General features: G+C 60.9%; 26 protein-coding genes. 3 read left to right on the forward strand and 23 right to left on the reverse strand.

Annotation, left to right across the window (positions count from 1 at the left end; all coding sequences use genetic code 11):
- Nucleotides 1–7: 7 nt before the first annotated feature.
- The 15 genes from N7U68_RS04730 to N7U68_RS04800 form a co-directional block, all read right to left on the reverse strand.
- Nucleotides 8–412, reverse strand: coding sequence for a DUF5333 domain-containing protein (locus N7U68_RS04730; protein ID WP_165191916.1), 405 nt, complete (start codon nt 410–412; stop codon nt 8–10).
- Nucleotides 413–539: 127 nt separating this feature from the next.
- Entirely contained in the window at nt 540–878 is a 339-nt protein-coding gene (locus tag N7U68_RS04735) for a hypothetical protein (protein ID WP_165191915.1), read from the reverse strand.
- On the reverse strand, nt 875–1,300 hold the full coding sequence (locus N7U68_RS04740; protein WP_263048397.1) for an MAPEG family protein: 426 nt from the start codon (nt 1,298–1,300) through the stop codon (nt 875–877). The genes N7U68_RS04735 and N7U68_RS04740 overlap by 4 nt, the downstream gene beginning before the upstream one ends.
- Nucleotides 1,301–1,314: 14 nt before the next feature.
- The gene (locus N7U68_RS04745; protein ID WP_263048398.1) at nt 1,315–1,632 is read right to left on the reverse strand and encodes a hypothetical protein; all 318 of its coding nucleotides are present in this window, start codon (nt 1,630–1,632) and stop codon (nt 1,315–1,317) included.
- On the reverse strand, nt 1,629–2,924 hold the full coding sequence (gene nuoF, locus N7U68_RS04750) for an NADH-quinone oxidoreductase subunit NuoF (RefSeq protein WP_165191912.1): 1,296 nt from the start codon (nt 2,922–2,924) through the stop codon (nt 1,629–1,631). Before nuoF ends, N7U68_RS04745 begins: the two co-directional genes overlap by 4 nt.
- 7 nt (nt 2,925–2,931) lie before the next feature.
- Nucleotides 2,932–3,156, reverse strand: coding sequence for a DUF5337 family protein (locus tag N7U68_RS04755; protein ID WP_165191911.1), 225 nt, complete (start codon nt 3,154–3,156; stop codon nt 2,932–2,934).
- 11 nt (nt 3,157–3,167) lie between these two features.
- Nucleotides 3,168–3,878, reverse strand: coding sequence for a helix-hairpin-helix domain-containing protein (locus N7U68_RS04760; protein WP_263048399.1), 711 nt, complete (start codon nt 3,876–3,878; stop codon nt 3,168–3,170).
- A 47-nt stretch (nt 3,879–3,925) separates the two neighbouring features.
- Nucleotides 3,926–4,156: a helix-hairpin-helix domain-containing protein gene (locus N7U68_RS04765; RefSeq protein ID WP_263048400.1), complete on the reverse strand. Its 231-nt coding sequence runs from the start codon at nt 4,154–4,156 to the stop codon at nt 3,926–3,928.
- A gap of 2 nt (nt 4,157–4,158) precedes the next feature.
- Nucleotides 4,159–5,181, reverse strand: a complete 1,023-nt coding sequence (gene nuoE, locus N7U68_RS04770; RefSeq protein WP_263048401.1) for an NADH-quinone oxidoreductase subunit NuoE — start codon at nt 5,179–5,181, stop codon at nt 4,159–4,161.
- A 103-nt stretch (nt 5,182–5,284) separates the two neighbouring features.
- Complete coding sequence (locus N7U68_RS04775) at nt 5,285–5,992, reverse strand: hypothetical protein (protein ID WP_263048402.1); 708 nt, start codon at nt 5,990–5,992, stop codon at nt 5,285–5,287.
- Nucleotides 5,989–7,209 carry an NADH-quinone oxidoreductase subunit D gene (locus N7U68_RS04780; protein ID WP_165197537.1) on the reverse strand — a complete coding sequence of 407 codons (1,221 nt, stop codon included), beginning with the start codon at nt 7,207–7,209 and terminating at the stop codon, nt 5,989–5,991. The genes N7U68_RS04775 and N7U68_RS04780 overlap by 4 nt, the downstream gene beginning before the upstream one ends.
- Before the next feature lie 112 nt (nt 7,210–7,321).
- Entirely contained in the window at nt 7,322–7,489 is a 168-nt protein-coding gene (locus tag N7U68_RS04785; RefSeq protein ID WP_165191908.1) for a hypothetical protein, read from the reverse strand.
- A complete protein-coding gene (locus tag N7U68_RS04790) occupies nt 7,489–8,097 on the reverse strand; it encodes an NADH-quinone oxidoreductase subunit C (RefSeq protein ID WP_165191907.1) in 609 nt (202 codons plus the stop codon). The genes N7U68_RS04785 and N7U68_RS04790 overlap by 1 nt, the downstream gene beginning before the upstream one ends.
- A gap of 39 nt (nt 8,098–8,136) precedes the next feature.
- A complete protein-coding gene (locus N7U68_RS04795) occupies nt 8,137–8,670 on the reverse strand; it encodes a NuoB/complex I 20 kDa subunit family protein (protein WP_165191906.1) in 534 nt (177 codons plus the stop codon).
- Complete coding sequence (locus N7U68_RS04800) at nt 8,661–9,026, reverse strand: NADH-quinone oxidoreductase subunit A (protein ID WP_165191905.1); 366 nt, start codon at nt 9,024–9,026, stop codon at nt 8,661–8,663. Before N7U68_RS04800 ends, N7U68_RS04795 begins: the two co-directional genes overlap by 10 nt.
- Before the next feature lie 253 nt (nt 9,027–9,279).
- Between N7U68_RS04800 and N7U68_RS04805 the strand changes: the two genes are divergently transcribed.
- From N7U68_RS04805 to N7U68_RS04815, 3 genes are all read left to right on the forward strand, one after another.
- On the forward strand, nt 9,280–9,474 hold the full coding sequence (locus tag N7U68_RS04805) for a hypothetical protein (protein ID WP_263048403.1): 195 nt from the start codon (nt 9,280–9,282) through the stop codon (nt 9,472–9,474).
- A gap of 138 nt (nt 9,475–9,612) precedes the next feature.
- Nucleotides 9,613–10,011, forward strand: a complete 399-nt coding sequence (locus tag N7U68_RS04810) for a hypothetical protein (protein ID WP_263048404.1) — start codon at nt 9,613–9,615, stop codon at nt 10,009–10,011.
- 43 nt (nt 10,012–10,054) lie between these two features.
- Nucleotides 10,055–10,429 carry a hypothetical protein gene (locus tag N7U68_RS04815; protein ID WP_263048405.1) on the forward strand — a complete coding sequence of 125 codons (375 nt, stop codon included), beginning with the start codon at nt 10,055–10,057 and terminating at the stop codon, nt 10,427–10,429.
- Between the two features lie 45 nt (nt 10,430–10,474).
- On the opposite strand, the gene N7U68_RS04820 is transcribed toward N7U68_RS04815, so the two are convergent.
- From N7U68_RS04820 to N7U68_RS04855, 8 genes are all read right to left on the reverse strand, one after another.
- Nucleotides 10,475–11,260 carry a crotonase/enoyl-CoA hydratase family protein gene (locus N7U68_RS04820; protein ID WP_263048406.1) on the reverse strand — a complete coding sequence of 262 codons (786 nt, stop codon included), beginning with the start codon at nt 11,258–11,260 and terminating at the stop codon, nt 10,475–10,477.
- Between the two features lie 79 nt (nt 11,261–11,339).
- Nucleotides 11,340–12,194 carry a hydroxymethylglutaryl-CoA lyase gene (locus tag N7U68_RS04825; protein ID WP_263048407.1) on the reverse strand — a complete coding sequence of 285 codons (855 nt, stop codon included), beginning with the start codon at nt 12,192–12,194 and terminating at the stop codon, nt 11,340–11,342.
- A gap of 31 nt (nt 12,195–12,225) precedes the next feature.
- Entirely contained in the window at nt 12,226–12,894 is a 669-nt protein-coding gene (locus N7U68_RS04830) for a glutathione S-transferase family protein (RefSeq protein ID WP_263048408.1), read from the reverse strand.
- Nucleotides 12,894–13,556, reverse strand: a complete 663-nt coding sequence (locus tag N7U68_RS04835) for a glutathione S-transferase family protein (protein ID WP_263048409.1) — start codon at nt 13,554–13,556, stop codon at nt 12,894–12,896. Before N7U68_RS04835 ends, N7U68_RS04830 begins: the two co-directional genes overlap by 1 nt.
- Nucleotides 13,556–15,505 carry an acetyl/propionyl/methylcrotonyl-CoA carboxylase subunit alpha gene (locus N7U68_RS04840; protein ID WP_263048410.1) on the reverse strand — a complete coding sequence of 650 codons (1,950 nt, stop codon included), beginning with the start codon at nt 15,503–15,505 and terminating at the stop codon, nt 13,556–13,558. Before N7U68_RS04840 ends, N7U68_RS04835 begins: the two co-directional genes overlap by 1 nt.
- Nucleotides 15,506–15,601: 96 nt before the next feature.
- A complete protein-coding gene (locus N7U68_RS04845; RefSeq protein WP_263048411.1) occupies nt 15,602–16,051 on the reverse strand; it encodes a thermonuclease family protein in 450 nt (149 codons plus the stop codon).
- A 70-nt stretch (nt 16,052–16,121) separates the two neighbouring features.
- Complete coding sequence (locus tag N7U68_RS04850; protein ID WP_263048412.1) at nt 16,122–17,732, reverse strand: carboxyl transferase domain-containing protein; 1,611 nt, start codon at nt 17,730–17,732, stop codon at nt 16,122–16,124.
- Nucleotides 17,733–17,820: 88 nt separating this feature from the next.
- Nucleotides 17,821–19,299, reverse strand: a complete 1,479-nt coding sequence (locus N7U68_RS04855) for an AMP-binding protein (protein WP_373322991.1) — start codon at nt 19,297–19,299, stop codon at nt 17,821–17,823.
- Nucleotides 19,300–19,371 lie beyond the last annotated feature (72 nt).

Here is a 19,371-nt window from a genome sequence, read left to right on the forward strand (position 1 = left end):
GTTGCGTTCACTTTACTTTCAGAAACTTGCCCGCTTGGGTCTGGGCCGCGACTTCCTCGCGCGCCAGACGGCACAGGCTTGGGTGATCCAGATTGCTGGCCCCCTTGGATTTGTAATAGGCGTTGCGCATCTTGCGCATCTCGGCCTTGTTTTCGGACGAATTTACATGGGCGTCGATCTCGGCCTCGGAATAGCCGCGCTCGCGCGCGATCGCCTTCAACCCGTTCAGGTAGGATCGTGCAACCCATAGCCGCCCTGACACATCATCACAGGACCGGCGGATCTTGTCCGCCACGGCAATGGCCAGCAAACCAGCGGTAATATCACGCTCGTCGCGCAGCCCTGCATGGCCGCTCGTCGCAACGAACCCGGCCAGCGTAACGCTCAGAATAGCAGTCGTCATCATACGCATGAGAATACTCCTTGTTGTACATGCCTCAGCACCCGCCGAACGGCGGGCACCTTATGGCTGCACATGGAGTTTGCCTCGCGTGTTATGCAATAACACGGGCCAAAATCGGCGGATATCGGCGAATAGCCTACCATTCCACACAGCTCCCCCGCATTGTCAGCGCATCGCCTTCAGTGACAACCGTCGCGGCCTCGGGGTCTGATCCCGGCTTCCACTCGATCGCTGAATCCCCGTACGTCTCGACACAATAGCGAATGCCCTCGTGGCGGCCGGCCTTGCGCGCGCCCTCGATCCCCTGCCCGACACGACGGACAGTCACGACGAAATCCTCGCGCCGGTCGCCGTCTTTCTTGGCTTTGGCCGGGTAATACTTACCGTCGAACATTTCACGCTCGCCCGGTTTGGCGCAGGCGCCCAGTACCAGCATCGCGGCCAAAACGCTCGTGATGATCCGTGTATGCGTCATGCCGGGCCTCCAAATACTGCCAAAATCGCCAAAATCGCCAGCAGGATGCACATCAGCCAGCCCAGAACATAGGCAAAGGAACGCGCGCCCATATCCGCCTTGCCGCCACGCAGGTGAATGACCAGCATCACGATACGCGCGACGAAAAAGGTCGACGCGAAAAGGTTCACCCAAAACGGTGCCGCCCCGGCCAGAATCGCCGCCAGCGTGACCAGCGCAAATGTGCCCACTGATTCAGCAGCGTTGCCATAGGCCCGGTGCCAGCGATAGGTGGCACTGGCATAATCCTCGGGCGGAGTTGCACCGGGCACCAGCCCGGCTGCCGTCTTGCGCATCGCCGATAGCGGGCTCAGCACGAGAGTCGTCAAACCCATCAATGCCATCGCAATGATTGCGTACCCGTATTGTGCGAAATCATGCATCCGACGTCGCTCCCTTATCCGCCGGTCCGGCAGAGAATATCATAGCTTATGCGGCCCTCAGCCGCCCCCAGCGCGATGCTGACCACCGGCACAGCCCCGCCACAGGCCACTTTCTCGGCAAAACCAAAGGCCGCATCGGTTGCAGCCTGACCATCGATCCGCCCGACACTAACCAGCACCTGCTGCGCTGCGATCGCGCCATTGCCGTCTTGGGCGCGCAGCGATACCGCGCGCCGCTCTATCGTCGCCTCATAGGTCTGCGACTGCACGGTCTCGGCCTGCGCCGCACTACCGACAGCCAGCAGCGTCAGGAATGTCGCCAGATGTTTCATTCTGCTGCCACCGCACTGACGCGCCCGGTGCGCTTGTGTTTGATCCGATCTTCGATTTCGTCGCGGAAATTGCGGATCAGACCCTGAATTGGCCATGCTGCCGCGTCGCCGAGCGCACAGATCGTGTGGCCCTCAACCTGCTTGGTCACATCCAGCAGCATATCGATCTCTTCGACCTCTGCATCGCCGGTGACCAGCCGTTCCATGACGCGCATCATCCAACCCGTGCCCTCGCGGCAGGGTGTACACTGACCACAACTCTCGTGTTTATAGAACTTGGCCAGCCGCCAGATCGCCTTGATGATATCGGTATCGTTGTCCATCACGATCACCGCAGCCGTGCCCAGCCCCGACCGCTGCTCGCGCAGATAGTCGAAATCCATGATCGCCTCTTTCATGTGCTCGCCACGAATGCAGGGCACTGACGACCCGCCGGGAATGACCGCCTTGAGGTTTTTCCAGCCGCCACGAATGCCGCCGCAATGCTTTTCGATCAACTCTTCAAAACTGATGCTCATCGCCTCTTCGACGACACAGGGGTTGTTCACATGGCCCGAAATCGCAAACAGCTTGGTCCCGGTGTTGTTAGGGCGACCAAAGCCCGCGAACCATTCCGGCCCGCGCCGCAGGATCGTCGGCACAACAGCGATCGATTCCACGTTGTTCACCGTGGTCGGGCAGCCATAGAGGCCCGCCCCTGCCGGGAACGGCGGCTTCATGCGCGGCATGCCCTTTTTGCCCTCAAGGCTCTCCAGCAGCGCGGTCTCCTCGCCACAGATATAGGCCCCGGCCCCATGCGCCAGATAGAGGTCAAAATCAAAACCCGCACCGCAGGCGTTCTTGCCGATCAGACCGGCGTCATAGGCCTCGTCGATGGCTATCTGCAACGCCTCGCGCTCGCGGATATATTCACCGCGAATATAGATATAGCACGCATGCGCCTGCATCGCGTAGCTGGCAATCAGGCACCCTTCGATCAGCGTATGCGGATCGTGACGCATGATCTCGCGGTCCTTGCAGGTGCCCGGCTCGGATTCGTCGGCATTGACCACCAGATAGGCAGGGCGACCGTCGCTTTCCTTTGGCATGAACGACCATTTGAGGCCGGTGGGGAACCCCGCACCGCCGCGTCCGCGCAGACCACTGGCCTTCATCTGGTCGATGATCCAGCCACGCCCGTTTTGCAATATCTTCGCGGTGCCATCCCAATGGCCGCGCGCCTGCGCACCCTTCAGGGTGCGGTCATGCATGCCGTAAAGGTTGGTAAAGATACGGTCCTGGTCTTTCAGCATTCCGCCACTACCTCTGATTGTCCTGGCGCGCACGCCAGATATTAAAAACCATCCAAAGCGCCCAAACGAACCCGGCTCCAGCGAACATGGTCAGCAGCGCGCGAATGCGCAGGCTCCACCCCAACTTTGCACCGGCAAACTCGGCCACAATCCAGAAGGCCGCGCTCAGTGCAATCACCAGTGCGGCACGGCGTCCATGTGCTTGCTCGGTATCTCTGGTGGGTTGGTTCACGTCGTCGCGTCCTACTTCTTGCCCTTGGAGCGTTTGGAAAATTCGGTCTCGCCGCCCTCGGCCAGCGTTTTGGCCTGTTCGACCCAGTTATCGCGGCTCACGCGCCCTTTGAATCCTTCGAGGTTCTGATCGACCCATGCCACTTCTTTGGCGGTCCATCCGGCGATCTGGTCAAAGTGGTAAAAGCCCATCTTGTTCAGCAATGCTTCCAGCTTCGGCCCTACGCCTTTTATCAGTTTGAGATTGTCCGCATTCCCGCCACGCGCCGCACTCAGCGTTTCGGGCTGAGCTTGCGCTTCGGGTGCCAATGGTGCCGGAGCCGCTGCCGCAGGTGGCGCGGCCGCAGGCGCCGCTACGACCGGCTCGGCATCGGGCGGGATAGCGTCGGCAGGTGCGGCATCGGCCGGCGGCACGGCATCCCCCATCGGCATCGTCGGGGCGTCAGGCACGGGCGATGCTGCTGGCGTGGCCGCGGGTTTGACCTCTGGCGCGCGGGATGCGGGGGCCGTCGGGGTCGCCTGCGCGCCCCCCGAGGCGGCGTTCCCGCAAAAGAGCTTGGGGAAAAAGACGCCGCAGATCACAAAAACCAGCACACCCAGAAGAAGACTGGAGAACCAGCCAAGACCGATAACCGCCATCAACAGGATCGCTAAGACAACACCCGCCGCAGCGGCCATCATCCAGCATGTCTTGCTGCAATTCGTTCCATCATCCGTCATCATTATCTCTTCCTCTCCCTATCGCGGGCGCGCGGCGTATTTGTTATTTTCTAGTAGACGTCGCCCTTCTTTACCCGGTTGGCGAATTCCGTTTCACCACCTTCAGACAAAATACGGGCCTGTTCGACCCAGTTATCGCGGCTCACGCGCCCCTTGAACCCTTCGAGGTTCTGATCAACCCATGCCACTTCTGCTGCGGTCCAGTTCGAAATCTGATCGAAATGGTAGAACCCAAGCCGATTGAGCAATGCTTCCAGCTTCGGCCCGACGCCCTTGATCATCTTCAGGTCGTCCGCCCCCCCTTTCGCGCGGCCTTCAGCGCGGCGGGCTTGGTGCCCGTGTCGGGCGTACCAGCCACTTCTTTTTTCATCTTGGGCGCTTTTGCCGACGCGGTTGGCGCCGGGGCCGGTTTCTTGGCCTTGACTGTTTTCGGCGCGGTGGCGGGCCCTGCGGTGTTGTCCTGCTTGGGTTTGCCCTTGGACTTGGCCGCTTTGCCCTTGGCCGCATCTTCCGGCTCCAGACGCGCGCTTTCGGCTACGATGTCCACCGGTGTTTCGCGCAACTTGACCGTAGGCGCCGCAGGCTGGTGCCGCGCGCCCTTGTCATGCCACGGTGTCAGGATCGGCACTTCGGTACCGTCGATCCGCTTGACCGTATCGCCAATATCATTTGCCAGTTGCACGCTGGCGTTATGCTTGGTGTGACCGCTGTCGAATTCTTTGAGACTGGTCAATCCGCTCAGCGGTTCAGCGGCATACCGACCATTTTGCGGTCCCGGCGTCGGAACGGCCCCGGTTGCCAGTTCGTCAATGAGTTCGCCCATGCGCTTGGCAGTCAAATCCTCGTAGTAATCCTTGCCGATTTGCGCCATCGGCGCATTGGCACAGGACCCGAGGCATTCCACCTCTTCCCAGCTGAATTTGCCATCGGCACTCAATTGATGCGGCTTGGGTGCGATCTTTTCCCGGCACACACCAATCAGATCCTCCGCACCACAGATCATGCAGGACGTGGTGCCGCAAACCTGAATATGCGCGACCGATCCGACCGGCTGTAGCTGGAACATGAAATAGAACGACGCCACTTCGAGCGCGCGAATATAGGCCATTCCCAGCATCTCGGCGACGCCTTCGATTGCGGGGCGGGTCAACCAGCCTTCTTGTTCCTGCGCGCGCCAGAGCAGCGGAATAATCGCGCTGGCCTGACGGCCCTCGGGGTATTTTGTGATCTGCCCCTCAGCCCATTTCAGGTTTGCGGGCGAGAAGGCAAAGCTCTCGGGTTGGTCGTGATACAGACGGCGAAGCATCTAGCGCAGTCTCCTGTTTAGGCCGGGCACTTTACGCGAGGCGTTCACCCGTAGAATGTCATTTCCGTGTCCCCCGGCACACCGGGGAATGTTCGTTGTGCCGTTACCGGCAATGCTCGTTAAAAACGATCAGGCTCTCATCGGGACCGTAATAGATCGCAGCCCCCTCGCTCACCAGCTTTTCGATCACGATATCCGTCGCCACCGGGTCAAGGCCCGCATTGGCGATTTCCAAATTTTGATCACGCTTTCCCATGCGGCAATCGTGGCTGGCCATAAAGGCCAGAAACGCCTGTTCAGGATCCGGTGTGATGCTACGGGCCAAATCCTGTGCCGCCGCGCATTGCGCCGCTTCGATTTGCAGGCTCTCGCCGTCTGCGGACAGGGTCGCCTCGCCATTGCCTTCCAGCTCTTCGCGCAGCAGTCCGACCTGCGCCGGGGTCAGGCCGTAGCCTTCCATTTTGTAGTTCAGCCCATCCACGGGCTGCGCACAATTGTCGCCCCGGCCCATGACCGCCATGAAACGCTCAAGCTCGGTCGGCCCACTTCCCTGCATGCAGGCATCGCCACGCACCAGCAAGGATGGTCCGACGCGGCTGGCTTTCTGTTCATCTTCTAGCTTGCCAATAATGGCACTCGCTTCGACCTCATCGGTGAACCCTTCGGCCTTCAGAGTCGCCTCCAGATCAGCGATAACACAGCCCTGCGCCCGCGCCACATCCAGCAGGGCATCCATCCGCGCCGCATCCACGGCGTGCGCAGGGGCGGCCAGCGATGCGACCAGCGCTGTCATCACCACAACCCGCATCATCTGTCGATCTCCCCGAACACGACATCCATCGTGCCGATGATCGCGGCCACGTCGGCCAACTGGTGCCCGCCTGCGATGTAATCCATCGCCTGCAAATGCAGGAACCCGGGCGCGCGGATCTTGGCGCGGTAGGGTTTGTTACTGCCATCACTGACCAGATAAACGCCGAACTCGCCCTTGGGCGCCTCGACGGCGGCATAGACTTCGCCCTCAGGCACGTGGAACCCTTCGGTGTACAGCTTGAAGTGATGGATCAAAGCCTCCATCGACGTCTTCATGTCGGTGCGGCTGGGCGGAGTAATCTTGCCGCGCGCCAGAATGTCACCTTGGCCGTCGGGCGCGCGTAGCTTGGCAATCGCCTGATGCATGATGTGCAGCGACTGGCGCATCTCCTCCATCCGCACCAGATAGCGGTCATAGCAATCGCCGTTCTTGCCGACGGGGATCTGGAATTCGAACTCGTCATAACATTCATAGGGCTGCGACCGGCGCAGATCCCATGCCATGCCGGAACCGCGCACCATGACGCCGCTGAAACCCCAGTCGAGCGCGTCTTGCTCGCTGACCACGCCAATATCGGCATTCCGCTGCTTGAAAATGCGGTTTTCGGTCAGCAACCCATCAATATCCGCCAGCACGGTGGGGAACTCATTGGCCCATGTCTCGATGTCGTCGATCAGATCGTCGGGCAGATCCTGATGCACTCCGCCGGGGCGGAAATAGGCCGCGTGCAAACGTGCGCCGCAGGCCCGCTCATAGAAACACATCAGCTTTTCGCGCTCTTCAAAGCCCCAAAGTGGCGGCGTCAGCGCGCCCACATCCATCGCCTGCGTGGTCACGTTCAGCAGGTGGTTCAGGATGCGACCGATCTCGGAATAGAGCACCCGGATCAGCGACGCGCGGCGCGGCACTTCGACACCGGTCAGCTTTTCGATGGCCAGACACCAGGCATGTTCCTGATTCATTGGGGCCACGTAATCCAGCCGGTCGAAATACGGCAGGTTTTGCAAGTAGGTCCGGCTTTCCATCAGCTTCTCGGTGCCGCGGTGCAGCAGGCCGATATGCGGGTCACACCGCTCGACGATCTCGCCGTCCAGTTCCAGCACCAACCGCAACACGCCGTGCGCCGCCGGGTGCTGTGGGCCAAAGTTGATGTTGAAATTGCGGATCTTCTGTTCGCCGGTCAGGGCGTCTTCGAAACCTTTGGAGCCGTCCATCATTTGCGATCCTTTCGCAGCGTCTCAGCCCGCGCAACGCGCATCCGCGCCTCGCACAACCCAAACCCGATCAGCGCCGTACCTGCCAACGCAAAAAAACCAAAAACAACCATCACCCACGCTCCTTCAGCTTCATCGCCAGAACCCACAGCAGCACCAGCGCGCCCAGCGGGATGATGGCGGCAAAGGCCCAGTTCTTATTCACACCGAAATGCGGCAGCAGCGTCAGGAACGGGATAACCGACAGCGCCGCGATGATCAGCCACGCGATAAATTCCATCAGCCCTTCGCCTCCTCTTTCTCATCACCCGGCAGGATGTATTCAGCACCCTCCCACGGCGACATGAAATCGAATTGGCGATATTCCTGCACCAGACTGACCGGCTCATAGACCACGCGCTTTTGCGCCTCGTCATAGCGCACTTCGGTATAGCCCGTCGTCGGGAAATCCTTGCGCAGCGGATACCCACGGAACCCATAGTCGGTCAGGATGCGGCGCAGATCCGGGTGGCCGGAAAACAGGATGCCATACATGTCGAACACTTCGCGCTCGAACCAGTTGGCCGATGGATGCACATCCACCAATGACGCCACCATGTCTTCTTCGCGTATCGCGACGCGCAGACGGATGCGGTGGTTCTGGTACATGCTGAGCAAATGGTAGACCACATCGAACCGCTTGGCCCGCTCGGGGTGATCGACGGCGGTGATATCCACCAGTGTCGAAAACCGGCAGGTCGGATCGGTCTTCAGAAACTCGACCAGCCCGGCAATATTGGCCAACGCCACATCAAGGGTCAGCTCGCCATGCGTCACGGCCCAACCCAGCACGCAATCGCTGCGTTTCAGCTCGATATGCGTGCCCAGTTCGTTTAGCGCGTCACTCATTCTCTGATCCCCCTCGCCTGCTCCAGCGCATTGCCCGCCTCAGCGGACAATCGTGCCAGTGCGGCGGATTTTCCGTTGCAACTGCAGAATTCCGTAAACCAGCGCCTCGGCGGTCGGCGGGCAGCCGGGCACGTAGATGTCGACCGGCACGATCCGGTCACAGCCGCGCACAACCGAATAGCTGTAATGATAATAACCGCCACCATTGGCGCAGGACCCCATCGAGATCACATAGCGCGGCTCTGGCATCTGGTCGTAAACCTTGCGCAGCGCCGGGGCCATCTTGTTCGTCAGTGTCCCTGCGACGATCATCACGTCCGACTGGCGCGGGCTGGCACGTGGCGCAAAGCCGAACCGTTCAACATCATAGCGCGGCATCGCAGTGTGCATCATCTCGACCGCACAGCAGGCCAGACCGAATGTCATCCAGTGCAGCGACCCGGTGCGCGCCCAGTTGATGATGTCCTCGGTCGAGGTCAGCAGGAACCCCTTGTCCTGCAAATCACGGTTCAGCTCTTGCGTGGCATACTCGCGATCGCCGCCCGCGTGGTTCGCGCCCACTGCTACTCCCATTCCAGAGCTCCCTTTTTCCACTCATAGGCGAACCCGATGGTCAACACCCCGAGGAATACGATCATCGACCAGAACCCGACCATGCTGACGTCCTGAAAGGCCACCGCCCACGGGAACAGCATCGCAATTTCCAGATCAAAGATGATGAACAGGATCGACACCAGATAGAAACGCACGTCGAATTTCATCCGCGCATCATCGAACGCATTGAACCCGCATTCATAGGCACTGACTTTCTCCGAGTCCGGATTGCGTACAGCGATGATCACAGCAGCGAGGATCAGAACAACGCCAAGCCCGATGGCAATGGCCAAAAATACGAGAATCGGGAGGTATTCCCTCAACATCTCTTCCAAGAGCGGCTCCTTTTCTGCGCGCCAGTCTATACACGCGCGGTCAAGTGGCAAAGTTGACTGCATCCGTGTCTACCCCTGCCCCAAGTTGGGGTCAACGGGTGGAGCGTATATCCTCGTGCTTTTCCAGTGCAAACCATACCTTGATCGGATGATGGCGCTTTGGTACGGTCAACCCCGTGCAAATGCCAATTTTTCGCAATGCTGTATCAAGGTTTCAATGGGCTAGATCAAACTAGGTCTTTTGAATCTTTGTGTGCTGGTCTTCCTGTTGGGCCTGCTACTGTTGCTCCCTCCTGTTCTTTACACGTCGGCTGGCGCAATCGCCGTGCTCAAACGCACTGCGACCGGGGCGCAGCCAGAGGCGCTGCCCGATCTGGCAAGCCTGCCAAACTACGCAAACCTACCTTGGGCCAAGACACTCTTCGAGGGATCCGCGCGCCCACAGTAGACCTGATACGACTATATTGTCTGGCGCCGGGACGATTTTGCGGGCCAAACCGTGACCGTTGAAAGCGGCCTGCGTCGAACGATACAAGCCGACGCGCGCGTTGAAGGCCCCGGGGTCTGGTTTTTTGGTGGATCGACAATGTGGGGCACGGGAACAGACGACACAAACACCATACCTTCGGTTTTTGCTCAATCTACCGGCCTGCGATCCGTTAATTTCGGCGAGGCCGCCTACATCTCACGACAGTCTCTGGCCATGCTCACCAACGCCTATATCCAGCGCCCTGATACTGGGTCACAAAGGTTGGTCGCCTTCTACGATGGCGTCAACAATATCGCCTATTGGTGTCGCCATGACAGCGATTTGATAAGCACCCAACGTCAGAGTCAGATTCGTGCCGCACTGGTCCAGATGCGCGCGCAGGCAGAGGCGAAATGGACGTTCAGCCGTACGTTCAGTCAGCTTTCCGACCTGTTAACGAAACTCATGACCCGCAGCCCTCAGCCGACCTCAGCCGACCTCAGAGACATCTATTGATGCCCAGTATCTCTGTGACAACTCTGCTGAAACGGCCGGGCATGTGGCTCGCCGTATCGTCGAGACATGGAAAACGGCAGATGCGTTGGCAGATGGCAAGGGCGATCGATTCGTAGCCATCCTGCAGCCCATCGCATCAGTGGGGGCACCCCACCTCGATCACCTGACCTTTCCGCCGTTGAAGCAGGAAATACTGGCGCAACATCCAGCCGTTTACCCGCTCATCCGCGCATATGCGACCGAGGCCGGGATCTCATTCATTGATCTCAGTCATGCATATGACGGCGATGACCCGCTCTACATCGACTTCTGCCACGTTAGCCTGCAGGCGCATCATCAGCTTGTCCCGCGCCTTAACGCCACCCTGCGCGAACAGGGGATGATCCCGCCAACGACGGGCATTACCTCTCAGCAATAGCTCGGCTTGCGCAACGGATTTTGCAACATGCGTTTGCCGTCTGTTTCACTCTGCCCAGCGCGGCTTGCGCTTGTCGAAAAACGCGCCGATCCCTTCGGGAGCCTCACTGCCTTCCCAGCACTTGGCCAACTCGCCGACCGTATGCGCAATCACATCTTCGTCGATGCGCGGGCCCAACGCGCGCAATAGCGCCTTGGATCGCGCCACGGCTTCTGGTGCGCAGCTCAGATAGGGCGTCACTTCTGCCTCGATGGCCGTATCCAGATCACCCTCTGGAACGGCCCGCGCCAACAGGTTCAATTGCACTGCCTCGACAGCGTCGAACCGACGCCCCGACATGAACACGCGCCGCGCTTTGGCTTCGCCCATACGTGCCGCCACATAGGGCCCAATGGTCGCCGGGATCAGGCCCAGCCGTGTTTCTGTCAGCGCCATCGTGATGCTATCGGCTCCGATCGCCACATCGCAGACACTCGCCATGCCCACGCCACCGCCGAATGCATTACCGTGCAGCCGCCCGATCAAGGGCTTTGGCAGCGTGTTCAACGCCTGCAACATATGCGCCAGCTTGGCCGCCTCAACCGAACGCACCGCGGGCTCGGCGGTGAATTGATCGCGCATCCAGCCCAGATCACCCCCCGCACAGAATGTCCGACCCTTTGCCGCCAACACCACGGCGCGCACGGCATCGTCACCGCCCAGCGCACCTGCGGCCTGCGTCAATTCCGCGATCATCTGCGCTGACAGCGCATTGTGCTTCTCCGCACGGTCCAGCCACAGGATCGCCACACCGCGCCCGTCGATCTCAACGCTCAGCGTTTCATAGCTCATAATCTCTCATCTCCGGTCAAAAACGGCGCAATTGCCATCAGCCTAACATCCCGAACCGAACGGCCCCCCAAGAACGCCATCACCCAGCGCGCATGGCCCGCGCCATATCCGCCGCGTCGCGCAAAACATCCCGGTCCAGCCCGGTAGCGTAACCCAGCGCCATCAGTCGGTCGTGCACTTTCTCGGTTGCCACGTTGCCCGCGGCACCGGGCGCATAGGGACAGCCCCCCAGCCCCCCTACCGCAGCATCAAAGACACGCAGCCCGTGCGCCAACGACACTTCGATATTCTCCAGCGCCAGCCCAGCCGTATCGTGAAAATGTCCCGCCAGCTGCACCGCCGGAACCACCTCCAGCACAGCCGCCAACATCGCCGCGACCCGCTCGGGCGTGCCCTGTCCGATGGTATCACCCAGACTGATCTCGTAACATCCCATCGCGTGCAATGCGCCCACGACCCGCGCCACATTCTCTGGCGGGGTCGGCCCGTCATAGGGACAATCGGTTACGCAGGACACATACCCGCGCACCGGCACCCCGACCGCACGCGCCGCCTCTGCCACAGGGGCGAACCGTTCCAGACTCTCGGCAATGGTCGCGTTGATGTTCGCCCGCGAAAACCCCTCGCTGGCCGAACCAAAGATCGCCACTTCGTCAGCCTTGGCGGCCAGCGCGTCCTGTAACCCGCGCATATTGGGCGTCAGCGCGGCATAGCGCACCCCCGGCGCGCGGGTGATCCCCGCCAGAACCTCGGCGGAGCTGGCCATTTGCGGCACCCATTTCGGGCTGACAAAACTCGCCACCTCGATCCGCGAAAATCCCGCGCCACTCAGCAGATCAACCAGCGCGATCTTTTGCGCCGCCGGAATGTCACGCGCCTCGTTCTGCAACCCGTCGCGCGGCCCCACTTCAAAGATCTCAACCCGCTCGGTCATACCTCCGGCCCTTTCAATGCTCCTAAAATACTCACTCTTCCCACGCCGGGTAAAAATCCCGCTCGTAGATGCGGCTGCTATCCGGTCCCGGCAGCGCCTCCTGATAGCTCTGCCGCTCGGTCAGCCGTGCGAACCACTTGGCCGTTTCGGGAAAACCATCCAGCGTTGCGAAATGCTGCCCCATGTAAACCGCCTGACCGACGCAAATATCTGCCGCCGAGTACCCCGCCGTCAGTAAATAGTCGCGATTCTCCACCGGCGTGCTCAATCGCGCCTCAATCGCGGCATAACACTTGCGCAACCTTGCCGCCTCCAGCTTCATCACCACCGGGCTGCGCATCGCATCATCATAAAGCGCGATATGCTGTTGCGTCAGCGCGGCAGCGTGCTGGCTGACCGTTTCAGCGAAATGCACCCAGACCAGCCACGCCATCCGGTCCATGTCGCGCGGTGTGCGACCCAGCCCGCGATCAGGGAACCGCTCGCACAGGTATTCGACCATCGCGCCGCTCTCGAACATCCGTTCGCCGTCAATCTCCAGCGCCGGAACACGCCCTGCGGGCGATAGCGTCAGGAACTCGGGACTGCGCAAACTGCGATCAAACGCATGCTCTACCAGCTGAAACTCCTCGCCCAACTCGTTCAGCAGCCAAAGAACCCGCATCGAGCGGCTTTGCGGTACATGGTGCAGCGTGATCATCACGTCTCTCCTGTCATTTCTGCCCCGAGGTCGGGCATGGTATTGCTAATCGTAGGGCGCGCATGCATCGCTGCAAGCCAAGTGCCCAATGCAGGACACCGCTTCAGCGCCAATGCCCCCTCGGGCGCTTTCGCGAAATAGGTCAGCATCGGCACCAGATGGCAATCTGCCAGTGTGACGCGGACAGCATCCAAAACCAGCCCCTCTGCCGCAATCGCCTCCAGCGCCGTCAGCACAGGGGCCGCGCGTTCCATCCCGGCGGCAATTTCCGCCTCATCCACGGGCGCGCCGTCCAATTCCCGAAACACCCGGTTTGCAAAGACCTGCCGCACCATGGGCCAATAGCCATAGGCGTCAACGATTCCGATCACCTGTCGCATCCGCGCCCTTGCCTGCGGCGCGACCGGCGTCATTCGCCCCCCGGCGATCTCTGCGTCGATGTAATCCAGGATCGCCGCCGTTTCCCATATCGTGAAATCGCCATGCGCCAGCACGGGCACCCGGCCAAACGGATGCAGCGGGGGCAGTTCCGCGCGCCCGTCCTCGGCAAAGGGATCGACCTCGACATAGGTGTAATCCGCGCCCAGCTCAGCCAGCGCCAGCCGCACGACCCAAGTGTAGACACTCGGACCGTACCCGGTCAGTCGCAGGGCGTCCGGCATCAGGCCGCGTCCTCCTGCTCCTCTTCCAGACGCACCAATGCGGCCCCCGCCGTCACCTGCGAACCCGCGGTCACCAGAACTTCGGCCACCACACCATCCCGCGCAGCCAGCAGGGAATGCTCCATCTTCATCGCCTCCAGCACCGCGAGCCGGTCGCCAGCCTTTACCGCCTGCCCGGCTTCGGCATAGATCGCCTTGACCAGCCCCGGCATCGGTGCCTCGATCAGCGCGCTGTCGCCGCCACGTGCACTGCCCCGGTCCAGCGGATCGACACTCTCAAAGGTCAAACCATATTGCGCGAACACCGTGACCAGATCACCTGTCACAGCCACCTCCGGCGCGATCTGCCCGTCGAGCTGCCATCGCCCACCGATCCGGCGTGCCTCGACAGTCTGATCGCCAACCGTCACGTCACAGGCATCGCCCGACAGAACCCGCACCCGCAAGGCAACTTCGTCCTCACCGCGGAGCAACACCTGCCCCCGCTCCAAGGACGTCCAAAGCACAAAACCGGTTTCGGCCGCGTCTGCGTCCAACAGACCCAACGCCGCCAACTCCGCCAATGCAATGTCTTGCGCGCTCGGCTCCGGCGCGACCACCAACGCGTCCAGATCGCGCGCGATCAGCCCGGTATCGACCTCGCCGCGCCCAAAGCCATCATGCCGCGCCAACGCCCCAAGGAATGCAAGGTTCGTAACAGTGCCCGCCACTTCACATCGCTCCAGCGCCGCCGACAAACGACGCAGCGCCACCTCGCGCGTGGGGCCATGCGTTATCACCTTGGCAATCATCGGGTCATACCACGGGCTTATCTCGTCGCCTGCCCGCACTCCGGTATCGGCCCGTGCCCCTTCGGGAAAGCGCAGATGCGCCAGCGTCCCGGTGGCAGGCAGAAATCCCTTTGGGACATCCTCGGCGTATAACCGTGCCTCAAAGGCATGGCCGGTGATGCTCAGATCATGCTGTCGCGCTGGCAGCCCCTCACCACTGGCCACACGCAACTGCCATTCGACCAGATCGACGCCGGTAATCGCCTCAGTCACCGGATGCTCGACCTGCAACCGCGTGTTCATCTCCATGAACCAGAACCCGTCCACGCGCAGGCCACCAGCCCCGTCCACGATAAACTCCACCGTGCCTGCACCGCTGTAGCCGATGGCTTCGGCTGCGCGCACCGCCGCCGCGCCCATCGCTTCGCGCACCTCTTGCGTCATTCCCGGTGCCGGGGCCTCTTCGATCACCTTCTGGTGTCGCCGCTGCAACGAACAATCCCGCTCGAACAGATGCACCGCCCGCGTCCCGTCACCAAAGACCTGGACCTCGATATGGCGTGGTTGCTGGATATATTTTTCAACCAGAACGGCATCATTGCCAAACGCCTTGGCCGCTTCACTGCGCGCACTTTCCAACGCATCGGAAAAATCGCTGGCAGTCTCGACCAGCCGCATCCCCTTGCCGCCGCCACCAGCCACGGCCTTGATCAACACCGGATAGCCGATCTCAGCCGCCTGTTCGGCCAGAAATCCATCATCCTGATTTTTGCCATGATAGCCGGGCACCACCGGCACTCCGGCCTCTACCATCAGCGCCTTGGCGGCATCCTTCAGGCCCATCGCGCGGATCGCGTCCGCCGACGGCCCGATAAAGACCAATCCCGCCGCCTCGACTGCCTCGACGAAATCCGGGTTCTCACTGAGAAAGCCGTAGCCGGGATGGATCGCTTTCGCGCCGCTCGCCTTGGCGGCCGCAATGATTACATCGCCGCGCAGGTAACTCTCTGCCGGGGCCGCGCCACCGATATGCACCGCCGCATCCGCCAGCGCCACATGACGCGCCGCCCGGTCCGCGTCTGAATAGACCGCAACGGTGCATACGCCCATGGCACGCGCGCTCTCGATCACGCGGCAGGCGATCTCGCCCCGGTTGGCAATCAATATCGTGTCAAACATCGCTGTCTCTCCATCTTCGGGGCTCCGCGTTGCCCGCATTCATCGTTCCCGAAATACTCAGATTCCACATATCTGCGAAATGTCGCCCCGGGTCATTCAAATTGCCCCCAACCGCGCACACCAGTCAGGTCGTGTGCCGCCCGTATAAGGCAATGCCAGCCGTTCGCGGATCAGCGTCCGCGCCACATCCTGCCCCTCTACCAACAGCCGGATCAGAACCCGGCCATATCGGTCGTACCCATCGCGGCGCACCTTGACGTCGCTCCCCGCGACCAACGTGCGCAAACGCTCGGTTGCCAGCGTTCCCAGCGCCAGTTCATCGGCACATCCCGGATCCTTGGTCTCGGGCGTGTCCAATCCGACCAGTCGCGCGGTTTCTTCGTGCCGTCCATCACACTCCAACGCCACCGTATCCCCGTCATAGACATAGCTCACCACACACCCCTCCGCCGCTTTCAGGGCCTGTTGCCCGTGCCACGTTACCAGCATGTGCCAGACCGCCACCGTTATCACCGTGATCAGCACTGCGCGGGCGAGCGTTTCCATGACCTTTCTCCATGGTCAGTGTCACCGATGCGATACCGACACTTTACCGACGCGTTACCGACGTCCCATTTTACATCCTGAAGACACCAAAGCGCGTCTCTTCTATCGGAGCGCAGAGCGCCGCTTGCAGACTTAGACTCAACACATCGCGGCTCTTGCGCGGATCAATTACCCCATCATCCCACAGTCGCGCCGACGCATAGAGCGGATGGCTTTGGCGTTCGAACATATCCATTGTCGGTTGCTTGAATGCCGCTTCTTCCTCTGCGCTCCAGCTGCCGCCCTTGCGTTCGATCGCATCCCGCTTGACCGTCGCCAGAACGCCCGCAGCCTGCGGCCCGCCCATGACTGAAATCCGGCTATTCGGCCATGACCACATGAACCGGGGCTGGTAAGCCCTGCCAGACATGCCATAATTTCCTGCACCAAATGATCCGCCGACAACCATTGTCACCTTGGGAACGGCCGTGGTTGCCACTGCCGTCACCATCTTGGCGCCGTGGCGTGCAATGCCTTCGCTCTCGTATTTGCGCCCGACCATGAAGCCGGTGATGTTCTGCAAAAACACCAGCGGAATGCGCCGCTGGCTGCACAGTTCGATGAAATGCGCGCCTTTCTGCGCCGCCTCGGAAAACAACACGCCGTTATTGGCGACAATCCCGACCGGGCAGCCCTTAAGATGCGCAAAGCCGCAAACCAATGTTTCGCCAAACCGTTGTTTGAATTCATCAAATCGCGACCCGTCCACAACCCGCGCGATCACCTCGCGGATGTCATAGGGCGTGCGCAGATCGGTCGGCACGACGCCCAGCAACTCTTCTGGATCATAGAGCGGTTCTTCGGACGCCTGCATCTGTAGGCCGGGCTTCAGCCCGGCATCCCCCCCCAGATTTGACACCGCCCGTCGCGCCAGCGCCAGCGCATGCGCGTCATCCTCTGCCAGATAATCGGCCACGCCACTCAGCCGCGTATGTACGTCTCCGCCGCCCAAGTCCTCGGCGCTCACTTCTTCACCTGTCGCCGCCTTGACCAATGGCGGTCCCGCAAGGAAGATAGTCCCTTGTTCTTTCACAATAATCGTCACATCCGACATGGCGGGCACATAGGCCCCACCGGCCGTGCAGGACCCCATGACCACGGCGATCTGGGGGATGCCCTTGGCGCTCATTTGGGCCTGATTGTAAAAAATCCGGCCAAAATGATCGCGGTCGGGAAACACCTCGTCTTGGTTGGGCAGGTTGGCGCCGCCACTGTCCACCAGATAGATACATGGCAGACGGCATTCCTCGGCTATTTCCTGCGCGCGCAAGTGTTTCTTAACGGTCATGGGGTAGTATGTGCCACCCTTCACCGTGGCGTCGTTGCAGACGACCATGCACTGCCGCCCCTCAACGCGCCCAACACCGGCGATCAGCCCCGCCCCCGGCGCGGCCCCGTCATATAGTCCGTGGGCCGCCGTGGCGCCCACTTCCAGAAACGGACTGCCCGGATCGAGCAAGCCCGCGACGCGGTCACGCGGCAACATCTTGCCACGCGCGACATGACGTTCGCGCGGTCCTTCCCCGCCACCCGCTGCGGCCAGTTCCGCTGCGGCACCCACGATCTCCAACGCCTCCAGATGTCCGGCGCGGTTGGCCAGAAACGCTTCGGACGAGGGCAGAACGGCGCTCTTCAGCTTCATGACGATATCTCCTTAACTGCGTTTGGGTGTTTGCCCGTGAACTCTGTCCGGGGCGCACCATTGGCTGTTTTCTCTGGTCCTTGGGCGCTCATTCGGGGTCGCATTCTGCTATTGCACGCGCTTTAAGGTCCTTGCGGATCACTTTGCCCGTGACTGTCATTGGCAGCGCATCAAGAAAGCATATTTCCCTTGGGTATGAATATCTTGCAAGACGTTCCTTGACGAAATTCTGCAACAGTTCCGCCATTGCGGCATCGCGTGTGTATCCCTGTTTCAGCACCACATACGCCTTGACGATCTCGGTGCGCACAGGATCAGGCTTGCCCACCACACCGACGGTGCTGACGGCCTCGTGACGCAACAGGCAATCCTCGATTTCAGCCGGGCCGATCCGATAACCACCGCTGGTGATCACATCATCTTCGCGTCCGACAAAGCGCAGGTAACCGTTCCGCCACACGCCCCTGTCCCCGGTCAGCATCCAGTCGCCACGATACTTCTGCGCAGTTTCCTCTGGCCGATTCCAGTAGCCCAGCATCATGCTGGCCGAACCACGGCGAATGGCAACGTCGCCCTCGCGATCTGTCGGTGCGCCGTCGCAGTCCAGCACAGCAATATCATGCCCCGGCACCGGTTTGCCAATACATCCCGGCAATGCGTCAAACAACGCGCTGCACGAGGATGCAACCATGTTGCATTCTGTCTGGCCATAGAATTCGTTGATCGTCAGGCCAAAGGCTTTTCGGCCCCAGTCCAGCATCTCGGCTCCCAATGACTCGCCGCCGCTCGCGATGCTGCGCAGCCCCTCAATGCTGGCGTTCTCGGCCTTGAGCATACGCAACGCTGTCGGTGGGAAAAATATATTACGAACAGAGCCTTGAGAAATAATGCTCGCACATTCCGCGACACTGAATTTGGTCATTCGCGCCGCGACCACCGGTACGCCCAGCGCCAAACCGGGCATCAGCACGTCAAAGAGTCCGCCAATCCAGGCCCAATCCGCCGGGGTCCACAGGCAATCGCCTTCCTGACCCAGAAAATCATGGCTGATCTCGACGCCCGGCAGGTGTCCGGTCAGCACCCGATGGCCGTGCAACGCCCCCTTGGGGCTGCCTGTGGTGCCACTGGTGTAAATCAATACTGCGGGATCATCGGCAACTGTGTTAACCGGCTCTACCGGATCGGAGCCCAGCGTCATCTTTTCGGGTACCAGTGGCGTGACATCGTGCAGCGGGGCCAGCATATCAACGCCCTCATCGTCGGTAATGACGAACCGTGCACCCGCGTCTATCACGCGTGACGTCAATGCATCCTGCATGAACAATTTAAACAAGGGAATTGAAATCGCGCCAATTTTCCAGATCGCTATATGCGCCGCCGCACACCATTTATCCTGCGACCGCAGCACGCCGATCCGGTCACCGCGACCCACGCCACGCGTCAGCAGCGCGTTCGCGATTCCGTCGGACAGCCGCGCCAGATCGCCATAGCTCACGTCCTCGCGTCCGCGTGTGAGGTCAATGATCGCGGCCCGGTCAACCGGATGGTCAAGTACCTGCCGCGCCATGTTCAATCGCACAGGCAGGTCCCATGTGAAACCCGACCGCAATGCGTCATATGTCTCGCCTGCGCGCAGCAC

Source organism: Roseovarius pelagicus, from assembly GCF_025639885.1.
GTDB classification, from domain to species: domain Bacteria; phylum Pseudomonadota; class Alphaproteobacteria; order Rhodobacterales; family Rhodobacteraceae; genus Roseovarius; species Roseovarius pelagicus.